The organism is Actinoplanes cyaneus (genome assembly GCF_016862095.1).
Lineage (GTDB): Bacteria > Actinomycetota > Actinomycetes > Mycobacteriales > Micromonosporaceae > Actinoplanes > Actinoplanes cyaneus.
In genome coordinates this window covers 35,039-54,881 of record NZ_BOMH01000066.1, presented here as the reverse complement: position 1 = coordinate 54,881, position 19,843 = coordinate 35,039, and the positions used below count along the sequence as shown (strand labels likewise).

The following is a 19,843-nucleotide window of genomic DNA, read 5'->3' as shown; positions in this document are numbered from 1 at the left end:
GGAGGCCCGCTCCCATGTTCGACACCCTGCTCGTCGCCAACCGTGGCGAGATCGCCTGCCGGATCATCCGCACCGCCTCGCGGATGGGCCTCAAGACCGTCGCCGTGTTCTCCGACGCCGACCGGGCCGCGCCGCACGTCCGCATGGCCGACCTCGCCGTCCGGCTCGGCCCGCCGCCGGCCCGGGAGAGTTACCTGGTCGTCGACCGGGTGCTCGACGCGGCGCTGTCCACCGGCGCCGGGGCCGTTCACCCCGGCTACGGGTTCCTCTCCGAGGACGCCGGGTTCGCGACGGCCGTCCAGGACGCCGGGCTCGCGTTCGTCGGGCCCACCCCGGCACAGCTGACCGCGTTCGGCGCCAAGCACACCGCCCGGGACCTGGCCCGCCGGGCCGGAGTCCCGATGATCGAGGGGACCGGGCTGCTGTCCGGGATCGATCAGGCCCTCGACGAGGCCGCGCGCATCGGTTACCCGGTCATGCTCAAGGCGACCGGTGGCGGCGGCGGCATCGGCATGCAGGCCTGCCGGAACCCCGAAGAGCTGATCGAGGCGTACGACCGGGTCGAGCGTCTCGCCGTCGCCAGCTTCGGCAGCGGCGGCGTGTTCCTGGAGCGCTTCGTGCAGCGGGCGCGGCACGTCGAGGTGCAGGTGTTCGGGGACGGTCACGGACGGGTGGTGGCGCTCGGCGACCGGGACTGCAGCCTGCAACGACGCAACCAGAAGGTGATCGAGGAGGCGCCCGCGCCGGGGCTGCCCGGCCACGTGCGCGCCCGCCTGCACGAGTCGGCGGCCGCGCTGTGCGCCTCGGTGGACTACCGCTCGGCGGGGACCGTCGAGTTCGTCTACGACGCCGAGCGCGAAGAGGCGTCGTTCCTCGAGGTCAACGCGCGTCTGCAGGTGGAGCATCCGGTCACCGAGGAGATCTTCGGGATCGACCTCGTCGAGTGGATGCTGCGACTGGCGCGGGGTGAGGCCGAGTTCCTGGACGAGCCGCGGCGCGCGGCGGGCGCGGCCGTGGAGGCGCGCGTCTACGCGGAGGACCCGACCCAGGGGCACCGGCCCAGCGCCGGGCTGATCACCAACACGGTCTTCCCCGAGGGCGTACGCGTCGACGGCTGGGTATCCGCGGGCACCGAGGTGTCCACGGCGTACGACCCGATGCTCGCCAAGGTGATCGTCACCGCGGAGACGCGCGAGCAGGCGTACGCCCGATTGGGTCTGGTCCTGAAAGGCACCCGGATCGACGGGATCGAGACGAACCTCGGTCTGCTGCGCGCCGCCGCCGCGAACCCGCAGGTCCTGGCCGCGCTGCACTCGACGGCGACCCTCGCGGACGTGCACGACGAGGAGCCGCGCATCGTCGTCGAGCGGCCCGGGACGATGACCACCGTGCAGGACTGGCCGGGGCGCACCGGGCTGTGGGAGGTCGGGGTGCCGCCGTCCGGGCCGATGGACGACCTGTCGTTCCGGCTCGGCAACAAGGCGCTCGGCAACGACGAGGGTGCACCGGGTCTGGAGTGCACGGTCGACGGCCCGGCGCTGCGGTTCAGTGCCGAGACCACCATCTGTGTGACCGGGGCAGCGGCGCCCGTGACGGTGGACGGGGTGCGGGTCCCGCGCTGGGAGCCCGTCGTCGTGCCCGCCGGGTCCGTGCTGGACGTAGGCAGGGTGAGCGAGTCCGGGCTGCGGATCTACGTGCTCTTCGCGGGCGGGCTGGACGTCCCGGAGTATCTCGGGAGCGCGTCGACGTTCACGCTCGGGCAGTTCGGCGGGCACGGCGGGCGCGCGCTGCGGATCGGCGACGTGCTGCGGGCCGGCACCGATCCGGTGACGGTCGCGGGCCCGGTGCCGGTCGCGGACCGTCCGGCGATCCGGCGCGAGTGGCGGATCCGGGTCACCGAGGGGCCGCACGCCGCCCCGGAGTTCTTCACCCGCGAGGACATCGACGAGTTCTACGCCGCGACGTTCGAGGTGCACTTCAACTCGGCGCGGACCGGGGTGCGCCTGGTCGGGCCGAAGCCGCGGTGGGCGCGGACCGACGGCGGGGAGGCCGGGCTGCACCCGTCGAACATCCACGACACGCCGTACTCGGTCGGGGCGATCGACTTCACCGGGGACGTGCCGATCCTGCTCGGGCCGGACGGGCCCAGCCTGGGCGGCTTCGTGTGCCCGGCCACGGTGATCACGGCCGAGCGGTGGAAACTCGGGCAGCTCAGCCCGGGGGACTCCGTCACGTTCGTATCCACTGATGATCGTGACTTCGTGCCTTTGATCAGGACTGTGGACGACGGGATCCTGGCGCGCGACGAGGACGTCACCTATCGGCGGTCCGGCGATGACAACCTGCTGGTCGAGTTCGGGCCGATGACCCTCGATCTCGGGCTGCGGATGCGCGGGCACGCGCTGATGGACCGGCTCCGCGCCGAGGGGCTGGACGGCGTCGTCGACCTGACGCCGGGGATCCGGTCGCTGCAGATCCACGTCGACCCCGCGAAGCTGCCAGTGCGCAAGCTCCTGGACGTGGTGCGGTCGCTGGACCTGCCGGCCGCCGAGGACCTCGCCGTGCCGAGCCGGGTGGTGCACCTGCCGCTCTCCTGGGACGACCCGGCGACCCGGGAGGCGATCGCGCGCTACATGGCCGGGGTCCGCGACGACGCCCCGTGGTGCCCGTGGAACATCGAGTTCATCCGGCGGGTCAACGGGCTGGACAGCGTGCACGACGTGTTCCGGACCGTGTTCGACGCCAGTTACCTCGTCCTCGGGCTCGGCGATGTCTACCTCGGCGCGCCCGTGGCGACACCGCTCGACCCGCGGCACCGCCTCGTCACCACCAAGTACAACCCGGCGCGCACCTGGACGCCGGAGAACGCGGTCGGGATCGGCGGGGCCTACCTGTGCATCTACGGGATGGAGGGGCCCGGCGGCTACCAGTTCGTCGGGCGCACCGTCCAGGTCTGGAACCGGTGGGCGCGCGGGGAGACGCCCTGGCTGCTGCGGCACTTCGACCAGATCCGGTGGTATCCGGTCGGCGCCGAGGAACTGCTCGACCTGCGCGCCGACGTCGCGGCCGGGCGGCACCGCTTCCGCATCGAGGAGGGAACGTTCCGGCTCGCCGACCACCAGGCCTTCCTGAACTCTCATCAGGATTCGATCGCTGAGTTCCGGGCCAAGCAGGCGGCGGCGTTCGGGAAGGAACGCGCAGCCTGGGCCGAGGCGGGCGAGTTCGACCCGCGTCCCGAGCCGGTGGCGGCACCCTCTGTCGGCGAGGTGGCGGTGCCGGACGGGGGCATGCTGGTCCAGGCGCCGTTCGTGTCGAGTGTCTGGCGGGTCGACGCGCGGCCCGGGGACTCCGTTGTCGCAGGTCAGCCTCTGCTCGCGCTGGAGGCCATGAAGCTGGAGACGGTGGTCCTCGCGCCCTGCGACGGGGTGGTCGTGGACATTCTGGTCACGCCCGGAGCGCAGGTCGCGCCCGGGAATCCGCTCGTCGTCCTCGCCGCAGGAAAGGACTCATGATGACGCCGCAGGAACGGGTCCGGGCCGCCTTTGCGCAGCTTGCGCTCTCGGAACGGCCGGAGGCGTGGATCACGCTGCGAGACCTGCCGTCCGTCCTCGCCGAGGCGGTCGCTCTGGAGGCACGGCTGGCGGCCGGTGAACTGCTGCCGCTCGCCGGGAAGCTGCTGGCCGTCAAGGACAACGTCGACGTGGCCGGGCTTCCGACGACGGCCGGGTGCCCCACGTACGCGTACCACCCCGAGGCCAGCGCGCCGGCCGTGCAGCGGCTCGTGGACGCGGGGGCGATCGTGCTCGGCAAGACCAATCTGGATCAGTTCGCGACCGGTCTCGTCGGGACCCGCAGCCCGTACGGGGCGGTCCGCGACGTCCGTGACCCTTCGCTCGTGTCGGGCGGGTCGAGCTCCGGGTCGGCGGTGGTGGTGGCCCTCGGGATCGCCGACCTCGCGATCGGGACCGACACCGCCGGGTCGGGGCGGGTGCCGGCCGCGTTCCAGCAGATCGTGGGCGTGAAACCGACGTACGGGCTGGTGCCGACGGCCGGCGTGGTCCCGGCCTGCCGGAGTTTCGACTGCGTGACGATCTTCGCTCGTACGCTGTCGGAGGGTCGCCGGGCGATCAGGATCATGAGTGACCCGGTCCTCCCCGCCGACGCCCCGCTCGCCGCGCCGCCCCGGCCCGTCGTCGCGGTTCCCGCCACGCTCACCGGGCTGTCCGACTCCTATGCCGAGGCATTCGAGCAGGCCGTGAAATCCCTGGAAGCGGCCGGGGTGGTGGTGCGGGCCATCCGGCTCGAGCCGTTCCTGGCCGCGGCGAAACTGCTCTACGAGGGCGGGTTCGTCGCCGAACGGTATGCGGCCGTGGGCCCCTTCGTCGACGGTGGGCCCGACGGGATCGACCCGACCGTCGGGGCGATCATCCGGAAGGCTCGCGACGTTCCGGCGCACGTGCTCGTGTCCGATTCTGAGTGCCTCGCGGAGTTGCGCCGCGAGGCCATGGCGGGGTGGGGGGACGCGGACGCGCTGCTGCTGCCCACCGCGCCGTTCCAGCCGACGATCGCCGCCGTGACCGCGGACCCGATCGGGGTGAACGCGCGGCTCGGGACGTACACGAACTTCTGCAACCTGTTCGGGCTCTCGGCCGTCGCGGTGCCGGCGCCCGGGATCGGGGTCCAGGTCGTGGCCCGTGGATTCGCGGACGCGGTGGCCGCCGACATCGCCGCGCTGATCGTCGGGGAGACCCCCGCCCCGGTCTCCTCCGGCCTCCCGCTGCTGGTGGTGGGGGCGCATCTGTCCGGCCAGCCGCTCAACCATCAGCTCACGTCGGCCGGGGCACGCCTGCGCGGGGCCGTTCGCACCGCCCCGGAGTATCGGATGTACGCGCTGCCGTCCGGCAAACCCGGTCTGGTCCGTGTGCCCTCCGGGGGCGCCTCGATCCTCGGGGAGGTGTGGGAGTTGCCGCCGGCGACGCTCGGGCCGTTCCTGGCCGCGCTGCCCTCGCCGATGGCGCTCGGCAAGGTGCGCCTCGACGACGGGACGTCCGTTACCGGCTTCCTCTGCGAACAGGCCGGGGTGGACGGCGCGCCCGACATCACCGGCCATGGTGGCTGGCTCGCCTACCTGGAGTCCCGATGAAGAACCTTGCCGTGCACGCTTCCCGCTACGTCCTCGGCGATCTCCTGCTGCGCCGGGTCCTGGGCGCGGTGACGGCGCTGTGGCGTCTCGCTCGCCGTCGCTGAGGCCCGCCGGGCACGGTGGCAAGTGGTTGCTCGGGGCTTGCCAGCCACCTGGACTGCGGTTGCGGTAGCTGGCGCCGGTTGCGGTGGTCGATCGGTCCCGCTCGCCGGCCGGGGCTGGTCCCCCGGACGGCGCGAGGTCGTCGGCTGGTGCTCACGGTTGTTAAACGGTCTGGATGCAACCGTGAGCGCCAGCCGCGTGGGTTGGGCTGGTGCTCACGGTTGTTAAACGGTCTGGATGCAACCCTGAGCGCCAGCCGGGCCGGGTCGCGCCCGGATGCCGGGACCGATGTCCACATCGCGGACGGACCGCGCCGGTCGCGGAGCCGGGAGTGGCGGCAGAGCGGTGGGCGGCGCGGAGGTGGCTGGCTGGCCCGGGTGAGCACCGTGCCGGGTGACGGATGGCGACACTTCGCTCGGCGGGCGGGGCTTCTTCGGCAGGATGGGGGCGTAGCGAAGCCGAGCGGACGGAGCTGACCCTCGATGTGCACCACTCACGGGAGCAATGCCGGAACGAGTCGCCGCGCAGCCCTTCTCGGCGGTGCGGGGCTCGCCGCGTCCCTCGCCCTGACCGCCCCCACCCCGGCGCACGCGGTGGGGCGAGGTGGGCTGTTCGATCTCACGTACGCACTGGGGCCGGGCTTTCCGGGTTTCGAGCCGGGGGAGGAGGCGGCGCGGCGGACCGTCACGACGATCGAGAAAGACGGCTACTTCATGCAGGAGTGGCGCGTCCTGGAGCACATCGGGACGCACGTCGACGCGCCGGCGCACTTCACCGCGGGCGGGCGGACGTCCACCGAGTTGCGACCGTCCGAGCTGGTCATCCCGGCCGTGGTGATCGACATCGCGGGTCGGGCGGCGCGGCATCCGGACACCGTCGTGACCGTCGACGATCTGCGGGCCTTCGAGCGCCGGTACGGCGAGATCCCCGCCGGCGCGGCCGTGCTGATGTACTCCGGGTGGGGTGCGAAGGTGGGCCGTCCCGAGGAGTACCGGGCGCACTTTCCCGGGTTCGGCGTGGACGCGTGCGAGTGGCTGCTGCGGCGCCGCACGATCCGCGCGCTGGGCGTCGACACGCTCAGCCTCGATCCGGCGCCGTCGACGACGTTCGACACGCACGTCGCGCTGACCGGTGCCGACCGTTACGGCATCGAGAACCTGGCGAACCTCGCTCACCTCCCGCGGACCGGCGCGAAGATCTTCGTCGGGCTGATTCCCTACGAGGGCGGCTCGGGCGGGCAGGCCAGGGTCCTCGCGACTTGGTAACCCGCGTTGCCGGCTCGCGGCACGAGACAGAACGTGCAAGGGCTCTTTACATCTTCAGTTAACAGTCCTAATAATTGCGCATGCGTCGATCCGTGATCCTTGCGGCCGCGGTCGCCCTGGCCGCTGCATGCTCAACCGTCTATGTCGCGGCCACCGCGAACGCCGCCGTGGCGTGCGCTCCGGCCTGGAGCGCGACCGCCACCTACGTCAAGGACAACGTCGTCTCCAAGGGCGGCAACAACTACACCGCGAAGTGGTGGACCCAGGGGGAGGACCCGGTCGTGAAGAGCGGCCAGTGGGACGTCTGGGTTGGCAACGGTGCTTGCGGCGGCACGACGAACCCGTCCCCGTCCGTCACTAGCGCGAGCCCGTCCGCGTCGCCTTCCTCCTCCCCGAGCACCTCGCCGAGCGCGTCACCGAGCACCTCGCCGAGCACGCCGATCCCCGTGGGCGGGCTGCCGAAGCACGCGCTCATCGGTTACCTGCACGCCAGCTTCGCCAACGGCTCCGGATACCTGCGGATGGCCGACGTCCCCGCTGACTGGGACATCATCAACCTGGCGTTCGGCGAGCCGACCAGCGCGACCTCCGGTGACATCCAGTTCAAGCTGTGCCCGGCCACCGAATGCCCCGGCGTCGAGTCCGAGGCGGACTTCATCGCGGCGATCAAGGCCAAGCGCGCGGCCGGCAAGAAGGTGCTGCTCTCCATCGGCGGCGCGAACGGCCAGGTCCAGCTCACCACGACCGCGGCCCGCGACAGGTTCGTCAGCTCGGTCAGCGCGATCATCGACAGGTACGGCCTGGACGGCGTCGACATCGACTTCGAGGGGCACTCGCTGTCGCTGAACACCGGTGACACCGACTTCAAGAACCCGACCACGCCGGTGATCGTGAACCTGATCAGCGCGGTGAAGTCGCTCAAGGCCCGTTACGGCGCCGGTTTCGTCCTGACCATGGCGCCCGAGACGTTCTTCGTGCAGCTCGGTTACCAGTACTACGGCTCCGGCCCGTGGGGCGGCCAGGACCCGCGCGCCGGCTCCTACCTGCCGGTGATCTACGCCCTGCGCGACATCCTCACGGTGCTGCACGTGCAGGATTACAACTCCGGCTCGATCATGGGGCTGGACAACCAGTACCACTCGATGGGCGGCGCGGACTTCCACATCGCGATGACCGACATGCTGCTCGCCGGCTTCCCGGTGACCGGTAACACCGCGAACATGTTCCCCGCGCTGCGCGAGGACCAGATCGCGTTCGGCGCGCCCAGCTCGGTCAGCGCGGGCAACGGATACGTCGCGCCGACGGCCGTCCAGCAGGCGGTGACGTGCCTGGTCAAGGGGACGAGCTGCGGTTCGTACACCCCGCGCAGTGGTCTCAACCCGAACTTCCGCGGCCTGATGACGTGGAGCATCAACTGGGACAAGTTCTACAGCTGGGAGTTCCGGAACAGCCACGAGCCGTTCCTCAACGCCCTGCCGTGATCGTCGCCGGGGGTCACGTGACGGCATAGTTCCTCAGCAGGTTGAGGGCTTCGCCGCCGTGTGGCCCCCGGGTCCGCAGGCCGGACGCGGCGGGCGCCAGGCGCTGGGCGCCGACCCGGCAGAACGCGCCCGCGGCGCCGCTGATGGACGACTCGGCCGCCGGATCGCCGAACTCCCACCGTGAGCCGTCGGGCGCGGTCAGATCGACATGCACCGGCACGGCGGGTCGCCCGGCCAGATGCCACGCATACGGCAACGTGCTGTGGCCGAGCCACGCCACGTGCCGCAAGCGCTCGGTGTCCGGATAGTCCAGGCCGAGCGGGACCGTGATGTCCAGAGCGTGCGCCCAGTGCTCGGCGAGCCGGGTCGTGGCGAGAGTGCGCGGCTTCAGCGACGTGGTCACCCAGCGCAGCGGACGGGTCGGATCGGCGGCGCGCAGGGCGCTCACCGAGGCGCGGCGCGCGGCCTGCCACCGTACGTGAATCGCCTCCGGCGCAGCCGGATCGTCGCGAACCATGGCATCCATGCCCTCGTCGACAGTGGCCCCGAACCGGCGCCAGTCGATGCGGGTCGGATCGTGCGCGGCCGACGCGACGACCGCCTCCTCGGTCTGCGCGAGGTGCAGCACGACATCGGCGACGGTCCATCCCGCTGCCGACGATGGCCGCTTCCAGTCATCCGCGCTAAGGCCGGCCAGCACCGCGGCCAGCGCGTCCTGCTCACGCTCGAGATCGTCGATGACGTCCATGGATCTGTTGCCCCCTGATTCTGCGCCGGGCGGTGCTGGGAGCTCGCCCGGTTCGCCGCCCATTGTGCCTGTCTCCGACGGGTGCCGCTGGGTTGTCCACAGCGGAGGGTTGTCCACAGGCCGGGAGAAAGGATCTTGGCGATTGCGGCATGGTGGGCGGTGGCGGTCAGCCCCCTGAGGTGGGCGGGGTCTGTGCCCTCGTCGGTCTGTGCCCTCGGCGGTCTGTGGCGCCGGTCGGTGCTGACGGGGTCTGTGCTGGCGCTGCGGTCCTGCTGATCGACCTGGACGGCTTCAAACAGGTCAACGACACGTACGGTCACGAGATCGGCGACCAGATGCTGATCGGCTTCGCGGATGTGCTGCGCCGCACCGTGCAGCCCCCGGATGTGCCCGCACGGCTCGGCGGCGACGAATTCGCCGTCCTGCTGCCGGCCGTCGGCTCCGCCGCGGACGCCACCACGCTCGCGCAACGGATCCTGGACGAGTGCCGGCGTCCGCTGAACCTGTCGGGACACATCGTGCATCTGCGCGCCAGCATCGGTGTGGCGGTGTCCCGGCCGGGAGACCCGTCCGGTGACGGCGACCCGCACCAGCTGCTGCACCAGGCGGAGCTGGCGATGTACACGGCGAAGCGAGGCACCAAGAACGCCTGGGTGTTGTACTCGGCCGAGCTGAAGAACGCCGGACACCCTGACGGGGCTCCGGCCGCCGAACTCCCGGACGCCGTGGACGAGGGGCTGTACCAGCCGTCGAAGGCGCCCGGCCGGGACTAGAACGTCTGGTCGACGGTGGCCGCCTCGAACTCCCGCACGCCGAGGTTCTCGCCGTTGTCGCCGCCGACGACCACGACGCCCCGGACGACGTCGTCAGCAGGCCTGGCCCGGGTCGAGGAGTGCCGCGCCGAGATTCGTCACGGTGTGGTTCACGCTCGCGTCGTCCCGGCGGGTGTCGATCAGGCCGCTGTTGCGCAACACGGCGGGCGAGTTCGACGGTGCCGCATCCGTCGGCGATGCTTTCCAAGATCACACTTCGGGTACGGCCCAGCAGGGCGGCGAGGTGGCCGGCCGGGCGATCGCCGGTCCACACCTGGCGAGCGGCCACGAGATCGTTGAGCACGGGGTATGCCAGTCTTGCCGGGGCGGCCGCATCGGCCAGGTCGAAGGCGAGGAACGGAAACTCGCCCGCGAAGACCGACGGTGTCAGGATCAGCCCGCGCCCGCCGAGATGCACATCGGCGTCACTGGCGAGCGGCGTGTCGACCTGCAGAATCGGTGGCTGCCACCTGATGTGCGACGGGCACACTGTCGCCAGGAGATGCTCCAGCCCGGCCTCGACGATCGTGCGGGCCCGCGCCGCACGGTCAGCGTGAATCCGGGCTTCGATCCGTGCCCAATAGGGCCGGACCGCCGCGTCGTGCAGAGCGGCGAGGGCATCGGCGAGCTCGCGGCATGGCCGTGGGTCGGCGTCCCCCAGCGACTTCGACCACGTGGTCAGCCGGTGGTGCCTGCTGTGCCAGTGCAGTTCCTTCCGCAGGTGCGCCAGCGGTGTGCCGAGCAGGCGGTCGAGCACAATTCCACCACTGTGCCGGCTGGGGCGCCCGCCCCGAACTATCCGCGCCTCGCGGACTCCCGGGACAGCTGCGCCTATGTGTCCATCAGGGCGCGGTCGGGCCGGTGGCTGGCCGACGAGGTCGGTGGCGGCGGGGCACTCGAGGGCAGGCTGCGGGCTCGCTCGGGAAGCATCGACGGACCGTGGGAGATGATGTGGCTGTGCTGGAATGCCGGGACCGGCACGTACTATCTCGCGGCGCAGCGGAACTACCACGACACCTTGTTGAACGTTGCAGCGGAGATGGGGTCATCCGGTAGCGAGCAGGGCGTTCTGCGGGCCCGGACCGACCCGAGCATGCCGATCAACACGTGGGAGCTGTTCCACATCGGGTCTCACGACGGATGGACGACATTCCGGCAATGGGAGGGCCCGTATGTGGCCTCCGAGGAGGATTGGACCGGGTCGGACCAGTTCACGCTCCGCGCCCGGACGACGGCCGCACTGGGCACGTGGGAGCAGTTCGCCGTCTACATCGTCGGCAGGAGGACGTAGGCACCGTCAGTGCGGTCCGGGTGCCGGCGCCGACGAGGTCGGTGCCGGCTCCCCTCAGCCCACGGTGAAGGCGCGCAGCGTCGCCCCGTCGGTGGTGTAGAGCCAGCCGTGCGTGACGACTGCGCGCTCGACCCCGCCGGCGCTGTGGACGGCGGCCGGCAGGTCGAACGGGACACCGGTGGCCGGGTCGAGCGCCTCCAGCTGCCAGCCCTGCTCCGGGCTGGAGTGGCTGGCCCAGAGCAGCCCGCCGGCGACCGACGGCATCAGCCCCGCGGCGAGCCGCCAGCGCTGTTCGCCGGTGTGCAGGTCGACGGCGACGATCATCTCCGGGTTGTCCTCGGCGGCGATGTAGACCCGATCATGGTCGACCGCCGGGGAACCCGACAGGCCGCCGGCCTGCCACACGACCCGGCCGGAGTCGGCGCGGACCTTCAGCAGGACGGTGTCCTGCCCGACCAGGAAGAACCGGCCGGTCGGGTCGGCCGCGTAGCCGAACCAGTCGTTCTCGGTCTCCCACGCGACCCGGCCGGTGGCGAGGTCGACGGCCTGCAGCCCGCCCCGGTACGGCCGGGACAGCAGCATCTTGCCGTCGGCGACCGGCCACTGCGGGTCGAGGCCGAGCCGGTGCCACAGCGGTTTGCCGGTCGCCGCCTCGAACGCCCACACGCCGAGGTTCTCGCCGTCGTTGCCGCCGGCGACCACGACACCCCGGTCCAGCAGCACTCTGCCGGCCGGGGCGTTCGACGGGACAGGGCTGCGCCAGCGCACCGACCCCGTCGCGGTGTCCAGTGAGATCAGCTCTCCGGTGCGGAGGTACGCCACCACGCTCTGCCCGTCCGTCGCGACGGCGGGCGCCTGCGGGTTGTCGCTCGCGGGCAGCGCGAACTGCCAGTCCGCGGCGCCCGTGGCAGCAAGGTACGCCCGGATGCCGGCGCTGTCGGCCAGGAACAACTGCGAGCCCGCGACGATCGGGGCCTGCTGCTCGACCGCGCCGCCCGTGGTGGAGATCGACCAGCGCTGCACGAGACGGCTCAGGGTGCCGGCCGTGATCCGGTACTCGTCCGGGTTGAAGCCGTCGTGGGTGGCGTCGTGCCCCTCCTGCGCCCAGTCCGACGCCGCGGGCCGCGGGGTGGCCGCGACTGCGGGGACCGCGGCGACGAGGGTCGCGGCGAGCGCGGCCATGGCCGTACCAAATCGTCGGGATGTTCGTCGCATAACGGGGAGGTTAGGCGGAATCGGACGCCGGGATGCCGGGTTCGCGAGAGTTCAGCGTCGTTTCACGGTGGCGCCGGTCTGTGCAGTGCGGCTGTAGGGTGGCGGGCATGCTGGACCTGCATCGGCTGCGCGTCTTCCGGTCGGTGGTCGCGAGCGGCTCGGTGCACGCGGCGGCCACGAACCTCGGGTACACGCCGTCCGCGATCAGTCAGCACCTGGCCGCGCTGCAACGCGAGACCGGCCTGGTGCTGCTCGAACGCGCCGGCCGGGGGCTGCGGCCCACCTCGGCCGGTCTGGCGCTCGCCGCGGAGGCCGACGAGCTGCTGGCGCGGGTCGGGCAGGCCGAGGCGCTCGTCGCGGACCTGCGCTCCGGGCGGACCGGGTCGCTGTCGATCGCGTACTTCCCGTCGGCCGGGGTCGTCTGGATCCCGGCCCTGGTCGACGGGCTGACACGGGCGTTCCCGGGGGTGCGGCTCGACCTGCGCCTCTGCGACGAGCTGCCGGAACGCCTCGACGAGCCGCCGGACCTCCAGCTCGTCGTGGCCGGCGACGAGCTGCCGCGGCGGGCCGGCTTCCGGACCGTGCGGCTGCGCGACGATCCGTACGTCGTCATTCTTCCCGAAGGTCATCGCCTCGCCGGGCGGGACGAGGTCGAGCTCGCCGAGCTGGCGAAGGAGCGGTGGATCGACAACGACTTCGTGCACGGGCGGTGCCGGCAGGTGACGCTCGACGCGTGCGCGGCCGTCGGGTTCCGGCCGGCGTTCCACGTCGAGGCGCACGACTACCGCGCGGCGCTCGCGTTCGTCGCGGCCGGCATCGGGATCACCGTTCTGCCCGCTCTCGGGGCTGAACAGCCGCCGCCCGGGGTGGTTTCGATCCCGGTGGTACGGCCGACACCGGTGCGACGGATCCACGTCGTCGTCCGCGAGTCGGTGGCCTCGTCGGAGGTGGGACGGACGGCGCTGGCGCTGCTGCGCGGCGAGCGGTCGTCAGCTCGACCTGCGCAGACCGTCGGTGACGGCCGCTCGTAACTGCTCGCCGTATTCTCCTGCCGGCAACGCGGCGTCGTGCTCGGCCGCCCGCTCGAACAGAGCCCGCGCCTCCGGGAGCCGTCCCTCTGCCTCCGCGCGCATCCCGTTCTGGCACGGCTTCAGCACCGGATTCCCGAGATCCATCATCACTCCCCTGATCACCAGCAGGGTCGACGAGACGACCCTGAAGCCTCGACCAGGTCGAGAGTCAAGCCGGCGGTAGGATCGGAACCTTGTTCCGGTTGGCGGGCGGGGGGAGCAGGGTGGGCGAGAGCACGGCGGAGCCGGTGCGGCGGGTGCGGGCGGACGCGCAGCGCAGCCGGGACGCGTTGCGCGAGGCGGCGAAGGAGATCTTCGCGGTCTCGGGGGTGGACGCGCCCGTGCGCGAGATCGCGGAGCGTGCCGGGGTCGGGCTCGGCACCGTCTACCGGCACTTCCCGCAGCGTTCGGATCTGGTGACCGCGGTCTTCCGGTACGAGATCGACCAGTGCGCGGCGGCGGCGCCCGAGCTGGCCGCGGCGCATCCGCCGATCGAGGCGTTGCGGCTCTGGCTGGATCGGTACATCGAGTTCATGGCGACCAAGCGGGGGCTCGTGGCGGCGCTGCACTCCGGGGATCCGGCGTTCGCGCCGCTGCCCGGGTACTTCGACGCGCATCTGCGGCCGGCGCTGGAGACGCTGCTCGGCGCCGCGGTCGCGAGCGGGCAGGTGCGTCGGGACGTGGACGCCAAGGATCTGCTCGTCGCCGTGGCGAACCTGTGCCTGCCGGCCGAGGAGGACGCGGCTCATACGCGGCGGATGGTGTCGCTGCTGATCGACGGTCTGCGGTACGGCGCCGGTCACTGACGGGTGCCAACTTCGACACTTCGGGGTCCGGCGTGAACCGGATGGGTGCGTTCCGGTGTGTTCCCTGGCGTAAGCAGAGGCTGCCAGGGGGAGATCGCGATGAGCCAGGGTTACCCGTCGTTTCCGTCATGGGATCCGGTGCAGCCGGAGGGATATGCGCCGCCGCCCGCGGTGACCTACTCCCCGCCGCCCGCGGCCGACTACGCGCCGCCGGTCACCCAGCTCTTGCCGCCGGCGCCCGACTTCCCCGCCACCTGGTCCACGGCGGAGAGCGGTCACGGCACGGCGACCGTCGCGGTGACGATGCGGTACGCGCCGATCGCGTTCCTGTTCGGGCTCGTCAAGCCGGTCCTCACCATCGACGGGCAGCGCGTCCGCGCCGGGTGGAAGCGCCGGGTCGTCGTGCCGGTCGATCCTGGTTCACATCTGGTGCACGTCCACGTGCCGTTCCTGATCCCGCCCCGGGCCGGTGAGGCGGACCTGCCGGTCGAGCTCGCGCCCGGCCAGTCCGCCTCGCTGGAGTACCGCGCTCCACTGGTCACCTTCATGCGCGGCGCACTCGGCGCGGCGCCGCAGCGCTACCCGGGGGTGGCGGCTGCCGTCGCCGTCAACGCGGTAGCGGTTACCGCCCTGCTCGCGGGCGGTCTGCTCGGGTTCACGAACGTGGGCGCCCGGCCCGGGTTCGCCCTGCCGGCCGCGAGCACGCCGTCGGCCGCGCCGGAGCCCGAGGCGCCGCCGTTCCCGGTCGCGCCGACCGGTCCCGCGGTGCCGAAGTTCCCCGAGTCGTCCCAGGGCGCCGGTGGAGCCGGACCTGCGTTCCGTGACGACGCGCCGGGACGCAAGGTCGCGGGGGCCACGTTCCAGCGGGGCGACGCCACGGCGACGGCGGGTTCGCGGGGCTGGCCGTTCGCCTTCCGGATCCCGGGCGCCTGGCGGTGCGTACCGGGAAAGGTCGATCTTCCGAAGGCCGACGCCGTGGTCTGTTTCGACAAGAAGACCGAGAAGAACGAGCGGGCCGGCATCATTCTTCGGGTCTGCCCGTCGGCCTGCGACGCCGCGGACCGGCAGCAGCTCGACAAGGACTGGTTCGTGAACACCTCCGGGCTGCGCCGCGCCGATGCCGGCACCCGGTTCCGGCAGACCGCGAAGAACGGGGCCGGGAAGTACCAGCTGGAGCTCAGCCACTTCTTCACGGACCCGGCCAGCGGCGTGAAGTACCAGGTCGGGGTGGACGCTCGGACCGATCCGGCGCGGAAGGCCACGGCGCAGAAAGTCGTCAACGACGTCCTGTCCCAAACTACGTTCTGACCGGAAGGGATCAGGCGACTGGCGCCTCGCCCGCCGGCAGGGTGAAGACCAGACGTGCGCCTTGCGTGTACGAGGAGTCGAGCTCGATCGTCCCGCCGTGGTGCTCGACGACCTTCTTGCAGATGGCCAGGCCGATGCCCGTACCCTCGTATCTCTCCCGTGAATGAAGCCTCTGGAAGATCACGAAGATCTTGTCGGCGAACTCCGGGTCGATGCCGATGCCGTGGTCGCTGACCGAGAACGTCCACTCCGAGCCGGTCGCGGTGGCGGTGATCTCGACATGCGGCGCCTCATCCGGGCGGCGGAATTTGATCGCGTTGCCGAGCAGGTTCTGCCACAGCATGGTCAGCAGTGTGACGTCACCGGCCACGACCGGCAGCCGCGGCCGTACGATGCGGGCCTCGGTCTCCTCGATGCTCTCCGCGAGCGTCTCCTCGACCCGGTCCAGCACCTGACCGAGGTCGACCGGCGCGCTGCCGTCGTAGAGGCGGCCGATCCGGGAGAACGTGAGCAGGTCGTTGATCAGGCGTTGCATGCGGGTGGCGCCGTCGACGGCGAAACCGATGTACTGCTGCGCGCGATCGTCGAGCTGATCGCCATACCGGCGCTGCAGCATCTGGCAGAACGACGCGACCTTGCGCAGCGGCTCCTGCAGGTCGTGCGAGGCGACGTAGGCGAACTGCTCCAGATCGGCGTTCGACCGCCGCAGCTCCACCTCGCGTTGCTCCAGCTCCGCGTGTGACCGGCGCAGCTCGGCCTCGCGCTGCTCCAGGACGTCGCGAGCCTGACCGGTGGTGGTCAGCGCATCGACCAGCCGGTGGCGCATCGCCTCGACGTCGCGACCCACCTCGGCGACGTCGGCCGGGCCGCCCGGGGTGATCGCGTGCGCGAAATCGCCGCCGGCCACCTCGCGGACCGCGGCGCCGAGCCGGGTCAGCGGGCTGACCACTGTCACCCGCAGCAGGATCGCGATCCCGACGATGAGCAGCAGCAGCGCGGCGACCAGCCCGAGGAAGACGATGTCCCGCAGCTCCCGAGCGTCGGCGAGCGCCGCGCGGCCCTGCTGACGAGCCAGGACAAGACGATCATCCAGTACGGTCAATCGAGCGCGAACCGGCTCGAAGGAGGCCGTCACGTCGCCGCCGCGGGTCCTGATCGCGGGCTCGGCGACCGACGCCCGCCACGTCGCCGCCGCCTGCTCGACGCCCTCCAGATCGGTCAGCGGCTCCCGCTCGGCGGCCAGGAACTCGCGCAGCGACGCGGCGACGGTCTGTTCCGTGGTCACGCTCTCGCGGTACAGGTCCAGGAACTGCGGCGCGCCGCTGAGCAGGTAGCCGCGCAGGGCGGTGTCCTGGTTGCGCAGGGCGTCGTCGAGCTGCACCACGGCGGTGCGGGCCGGTGAGATCCGGTCGTTGAGCCGGTTCGAGACCGCCGAGGTCCGGTTCAGCGCCTCCGCACCGACGACCGAGGCGCCCAGGATCAGCACCACCATGGCCACCAGAATCGCGGCGAAGTGCTGCTGTGTCGTCCAGCGACCGTTCTTTGTCACACCGGCACCGTAGAGGATCGATGATCAGTCGTCGCGGACCGGCCGGAACCGTAAGCGGGGACCACCTCCCCACTTACCGGAACTGCGCTCAGGGCAACGCGCTGACCTGCCGATTCGTCGGCGGAAGCGGTTTCGGCTCATTGACACCGGTTAACACGCCGTTCACAGTGGCGGCAAGAGAGCGCTTTCTTGACACACCCCCGTCCTCCTGTGGTTGGAAAGGCTCGTCGCCCATGCGAAAACGCCCCCTGCTCGCCGCTGCCCTGGCCGCGGCACTCACCGCCTCCGTGCTGGTCGCCGCCACCGCGGCCAGCGCCGCTGACGTCCTGCTCTCCCAGGGCAAGGTCGCCACCGCGTCCTCCGTCGAATCGGCCGCGTTCCCGGCGAGCAACGCCGTGGACGGCAACGCCGGAACCCGCTGGTCGAGCGCGTTCACCGATCCGCAATGGCTGCAGGTCGACCTCGGGGCCGGTGCCACGGTCACGTCGGTGGCGCTGGACTGGGAAACGGCGTACGCGAAAAGCTTCTCGATCGCGACCTCGGCCGACGGGAACTCCTGGACCACCCGCTACAGCACCACCACCGGGACCGGTGGGCGCCAGACGGTCGCGGTGAACGGCACCGGTCGATACGTGCGGCTCACCACGACGGTCCGGGCCACGCAATGGGGTGTCTCGCTCGCCGAGTTCCAGGTGTTCGGCTCCGGTGGCGGCACGACCACGCCGACCATCCCGCCGGGCGCGGTGCGGGTCGCCGAGTTCCTCGCCGACTGCCCGTTCACCCACCGGCTGCCGGACGACCCGATCGTCTTCCCGAACCTGCCCGGCGCCTCACACATGCACAGCTTCTTCGGCAGCGAGGTGACCAACGCGTCGACCACTGTCAACGACCTGCTCAACGCGAACAGCAACTGCAACCCGTCGATCGACAAGTCGTCGTACTGGATTCCCACCCTCTACCAGGACAACGTGCCCGTCGAGCCGGTGACCGGCATCTTCTACTACCTCGGTGAGGGCGTCTCCGACGCGCTGATCGCCCAGACCCAGCCGTTCCCGCTCGGGCTGCGGGTCGTGGCCGGCAACGCGAAGGCGGCCGGACCCGGCGACAACACCATCGCGCGGTGGTCCTGCCTGCACCACGGCGAAGTCAACCCGCTCAGCGACTTCGTGAACTGTCCCGCCGGGTCGATGCTGGAGTCGTACCTCGACTTCCCGCACTGCTGGGACGGGCGCAACCTGGACTCGACCGACCACAAGAGCCACATGGCGTACCCGGTGAACAACGCCTGCCCCGCCAGTCACCCGGTCGTCGTGCCGAAACTGCGACAGGTGATGCGGTACCCGGTGAACGGCGACCCGGGCCGGCTGCGGCTCGCGTCCGGTGGCGGCTACACGATGCACGGTGACTTCTTCAACGCGTGGCCGGTCGACGAGATGGCGCGCCGGGTCAACGACTGCATCCGGATCATCGTCAAGTGCGGGGCCGACGGCAAGCCTTGATCGTGCCGGCGGGGGCGACATGACATATGTTGCCCCCGTGACCTCATCGGCAAGTGAGCAGCAGCGCAGGCAGCACGCGGCGTCGTTCGGGGCGGCCGCCCAGGAGTATCGGCGGGGCCGGCCCAGCTACCCGCGCCAGGCCGTCGACTGGCTCGTGCCGGCATCCGCCACGACCGTCGCCGACCTCGGCGCGGGCACCGGCAAGTTCACCGAACTGCTGGTCGCCGCCGGCTTCGATGTGATCGCTGTCGAGCCGTCCGAGGCCATGCGCGAGCAACTCACCGAGGTCGTGCCGGCCGCGGCGGTGCACGACGGCACGGCCGAGAACATCCCGCTCGCGGACGCGTCGGTGGACGCGATCGTGATGGCGCAGGCGTGGCACTGGGTCGACCCGGCGCTCGGGATCCCGGAGATCGCGCGCGTGCTCCGGCCCGGTGGCACCCTCGGCCTGATCTGGAACATCCGCGACAGCGACGAGCCGTGGGTCGCCGAGCTCGACGAGATCCTGCACCACCACAGCCGCCAGGACCTGGACACCGCGCCGAGCCTGGCCGCGCCGTTCGCCCACGTCGAGCGGGCCGAGTTCCGGTGGGTGCACACGATGGGCCGGCAGTCGCTGTTCGACATGATCGCCTCGCGCAGCTACGTGATCGTCCTGCCCGACGCGGAACGCGCCGACCTGCTCCGGAACGTGGCCGAGTTGCTGGACTCGCACCCGGACCTGGCCGACCACGACGAGATCAAGCTCCCGTACGTGACCCGCTGCACCCGCGCAGTCCGCGCGTGACCAGCCTGCCCCCAGCCGTCGTCGAGTGGTGCTCGGGCCGAGGCGCGGCGGCGGTGGCGTCCAACGGCAACAGCCTGGGCGTCCTGGGTGAGCCTGTGACCTTCGCCGAGCACGGGCTGCAGGTCGTCGAGACCGACTCGCAGGGTTGTTGCCGGTGGGTGGTCCGGGTGCCTTCCGAGCCGCTCGGCTACGAGCAGGAACCATTGCCGGGCATTCCGGCGCGCCCGGACGAGCCGGGCTGGGCGGACCCGCCGGTGTGGATCGCCGACATGGACGACCCCGAGGCGCAGCTGGCGCTGTACGCGGACTCGTTCTCGGCTTACGTGCTGACGTCGGAGTGGGACGCCGGGGTCTGGGACGATGCATCGGCCGAGTTTGATCACCTGCTGAAACCCGACGTGCTGGACTGGCTGCGGGAGCGGTTCACCGAGCTGCCGACGACATACGCCTGGGCGGACAACCAGGGCTGTGACGCGACCTACCGCTTCGACGGGCCCGCGAAGATCCTGATCGCGGTCGGCGGCGGCATTGCCCTGTACAGCGTCGTGCACACCGATGACCCACAGTTGCTCGCGGAGATCCGCACGGTGCTCGGGTGAGGGACGCGGACCAGTGGCGGCAATAGCTCGCCGGCTACACCGCCGAGGTTCTGAGCACCGCGGATTCCGCAGCGCGCGACGACGCCGACTCGTTACCCGCGCCGTCCGCGCGTGACCGGCCTGCCCGCCGCAGTCCTGGACCGGTGCTCCGGCGGCGGCCCAGCGGTC

The 19,843-nt window shown here is 71.4% G+C and carries 15 protein-coding genes; 12 read left to right on the top strand and 3 right to left on the bottom strand.

The window, feature by feature from the left end:
* Positions 1-14: 14 nt before the first annotated feature.
* The 4 genes from Acy02nite_RS37700 to Acy02nite_RS37685 all read left to right on the top strand — a co-directional run bounded on the left by Acy02nite_RS37700 (position 15) and on the right by Acy02nite_RS37685 (position 7,991).
* Positions 15-3,512: a 5-oxoprolinase/urea amidolyase family protein gene (locus tag Acy02nite_RS37700; RefSeq protein ID WP_203752518.1), complete on the top strand. Its 3,498-nt coding sequence runs from the start codon at positions 15-17 to the stop codon at positions 3,510-3,512.
* Positions 3,509-5,143, top strand: a complete 1,635-nt coding sequence (gene atzF / locus Acy02nite_RS37695; RefSeq protein ID WP_239175558.1) for an allophanate hydrolase — start codon at positions 3,509-3,511, stop codon at positions 5,141-5,143. The genes Acy02nite_RS37700 and atzF overlap by 4 nt, the downstream gene beginning before the upstream one ends.
* Before the next feature lie 584 nt (positions 5,144-5,727).
* Positions 5,728-6,510 (top strand): cyclase family protein, encoded by a 783-nt coding sequence (locus Acy02nite_RS37690; RefSeq protein ID WP_203752515.1) that lies wholly within the window; start codon positions 5,728-5,730, stop codon positions 6,508-6,510.
* Between the two features lie 80 nt (positions 6,511-6,590).
* Positions 6,591-7,991 (top strand): chitinase, encoded by a 1,401-nt coding sequence (locus Acy02nite_RS37685; RefSeq protein ID WP_203752511.1) that lies wholly within the window; start codon positions 6,591-6,593, stop codon positions 7,989-7,991.
* A 13-nt stretch (positions 7,992-8,004) separates the two neighbouring features.
* Here the strand turns inward: Acy02nite_RS37685 and Acy02nite_RS37680 are convergent, their stop codons facing one another.
* On the bottom strand, positions 8,005-8,739 hold the full coding sequence (locus Acy02nite_RS37680) for a maleylpyruvate isomerase family mycothiol-dependent enzyme (RefSeq protein WP_203752508.1): 735 nt from the start codon (positions 8,737-8,739) through the stop codon (positions 8,005-8,007).
* 224 nt (positions 8,740-8,963) lie between these two features.
* Between Acy02nite_RS37680 and Acy02nite_RS37675 the strand changes: the two genes are divergently transcribed.
* Positions 8,964-9,512, top strand: a complete 549-nt coding sequence (locus tag Acy02nite_RS37675; protein ID WP_203752506.1) for a GGDEF domain-containing protein — start codon at positions 8,964-8,966, stop codon at positions 9,510-9,512.
* A gap of 142 nt (positions 9,513-9,654) precedes the next feature.
* Complete coding sequence (locus Acy02nite_RS37670) at positions 9,655-10,842, top strand: fascin domain-containing protein (RefSeq protein WP_203752504.1); 1,188 nt, start codon at positions 9,655-9,657, stop codon at positions 10,840-10,842.
* A gap of 54 nt (positions 10,843-10,896) precedes the next feature.
* Here the strand turns inward: Acy02nite_RS37670 and Acy02nite_RS37665 are convergent, their stop codons facing one another.
* On the bottom strand, positions 10,897-12,057 hold the full coding sequence (locus Acy02nite_RS37665; protein WP_203752502.1) for an outer membrane protein assembly factor BamB family protein: 1,161 nt from the start codon (positions 12,055-12,057) through the stop codon (positions 10,897-10,899).
* 107 nt (positions 12,058-12,164) lie between these two features.
* Between Acy02nite_RS37665 and Acy02nite_RS37660 the strand changes: the two genes are divergently transcribed.
* From Acy02nite_RS37660 to Acy02nite_RS37650, 3 genes are all read left to right on the top strand, one after another.
* Positions 12,165-13,088 (top strand): LysR family transcriptional regulator, encoded by a 924-nt coding sequence (locus Acy02nite_RS37660; protein ID WP_203752500.1) that lies wholly within the window; start codon positions 12,165-12,167, stop codon positions 13,086-13,088.
* A 263-nt stretch (positions 13,089-13,351) separates the two neighbouring features.
* Positions 13,352-13,933: a TetR/AcrR family transcriptional regulator gene (locus Acy02nite_RS37655; protein WP_239175556.1), complete on the top strand. Its 582-nt coding sequence runs from the start codon at positions 13,352-13,354 to the stop codon at positions 13,931-13,933.
* A 99-nt stretch (positions 13,934-14,032) separates the two neighbouring features.
* Positions 14,033-15,241 (top strand): hypothetical protein, encoded by a 1,209-nt coding sequence (locus Acy02nite_RS37650; protein ID WP_203752498.1) that lies wholly within the window; start codon positions 14,033-14,035, stop codon positions 15,239-15,241.
* Positions 15,242-15,251: 10 nt separating this feature from the next.
* On the opposite strand, the gene Acy02nite_RS37645 is transcribed toward Acy02nite_RS37650, so the two are convergent.
* A complete protein-coding gene (locus Acy02nite_RS37645; RefSeq protein ID WP_203752496.1) occupies positions 15,252-16,790 on the bottom strand; it encodes a sensor histidine kinase in 1,539 nt (512 codons plus the stop codon).
* A gap of 233 nt (positions 16,791-17,023) precedes the next feature.
* Here Acy02nite_RS37645 and Acy02nite_RS37640 point away from each other — a divergent pair, with 233 nt between their 5' ends.
* The 3 genes from Acy02nite_RS37640 to Acy02nite_RS37630 are packed head-to-tail and all read left to right on the top strand — an operon-like array spanning position 17,024 to position 19,675.
* The gene (locus Acy02nite_RS37640) at positions 17,024-18,289 is read left to right on the top strand and encodes a DUF1996 domain-containing protein (RefSeq protein ID WP_239175554.1); all 1,266 of its coding nucleotides are present in this window, start codon (positions 17,024-17,026) and stop codon (positions 18,287-18,289) included.
* Positions 18,290-18,326: 37 nt separating this feature from the next.
* Entirely contained in the window at positions 18,327-19,076 is a 750-nt protein-coding gene (locus Acy02nite_RS37635) for a class I SAM-dependent methyltransferase (protein WP_239175552.1), read from the top strand.
* Positions 19,073-19,675, top strand: coding sequence for a hypothetical protein (locus Acy02nite_RS37630; protein WP_203752491.1), 603 nt, complete (start codon positions 19,073-19,075; stop codon positions 19,673-19,675). The genes Acy02nite_RS37635 and Acy02nite_RS37630 overlap by 4 nt, the downstream gene beginning before the upstream one ends.
* The last annotated feature ends 168 nt before the right edge of the window (positions 19,676-19,843 follow it).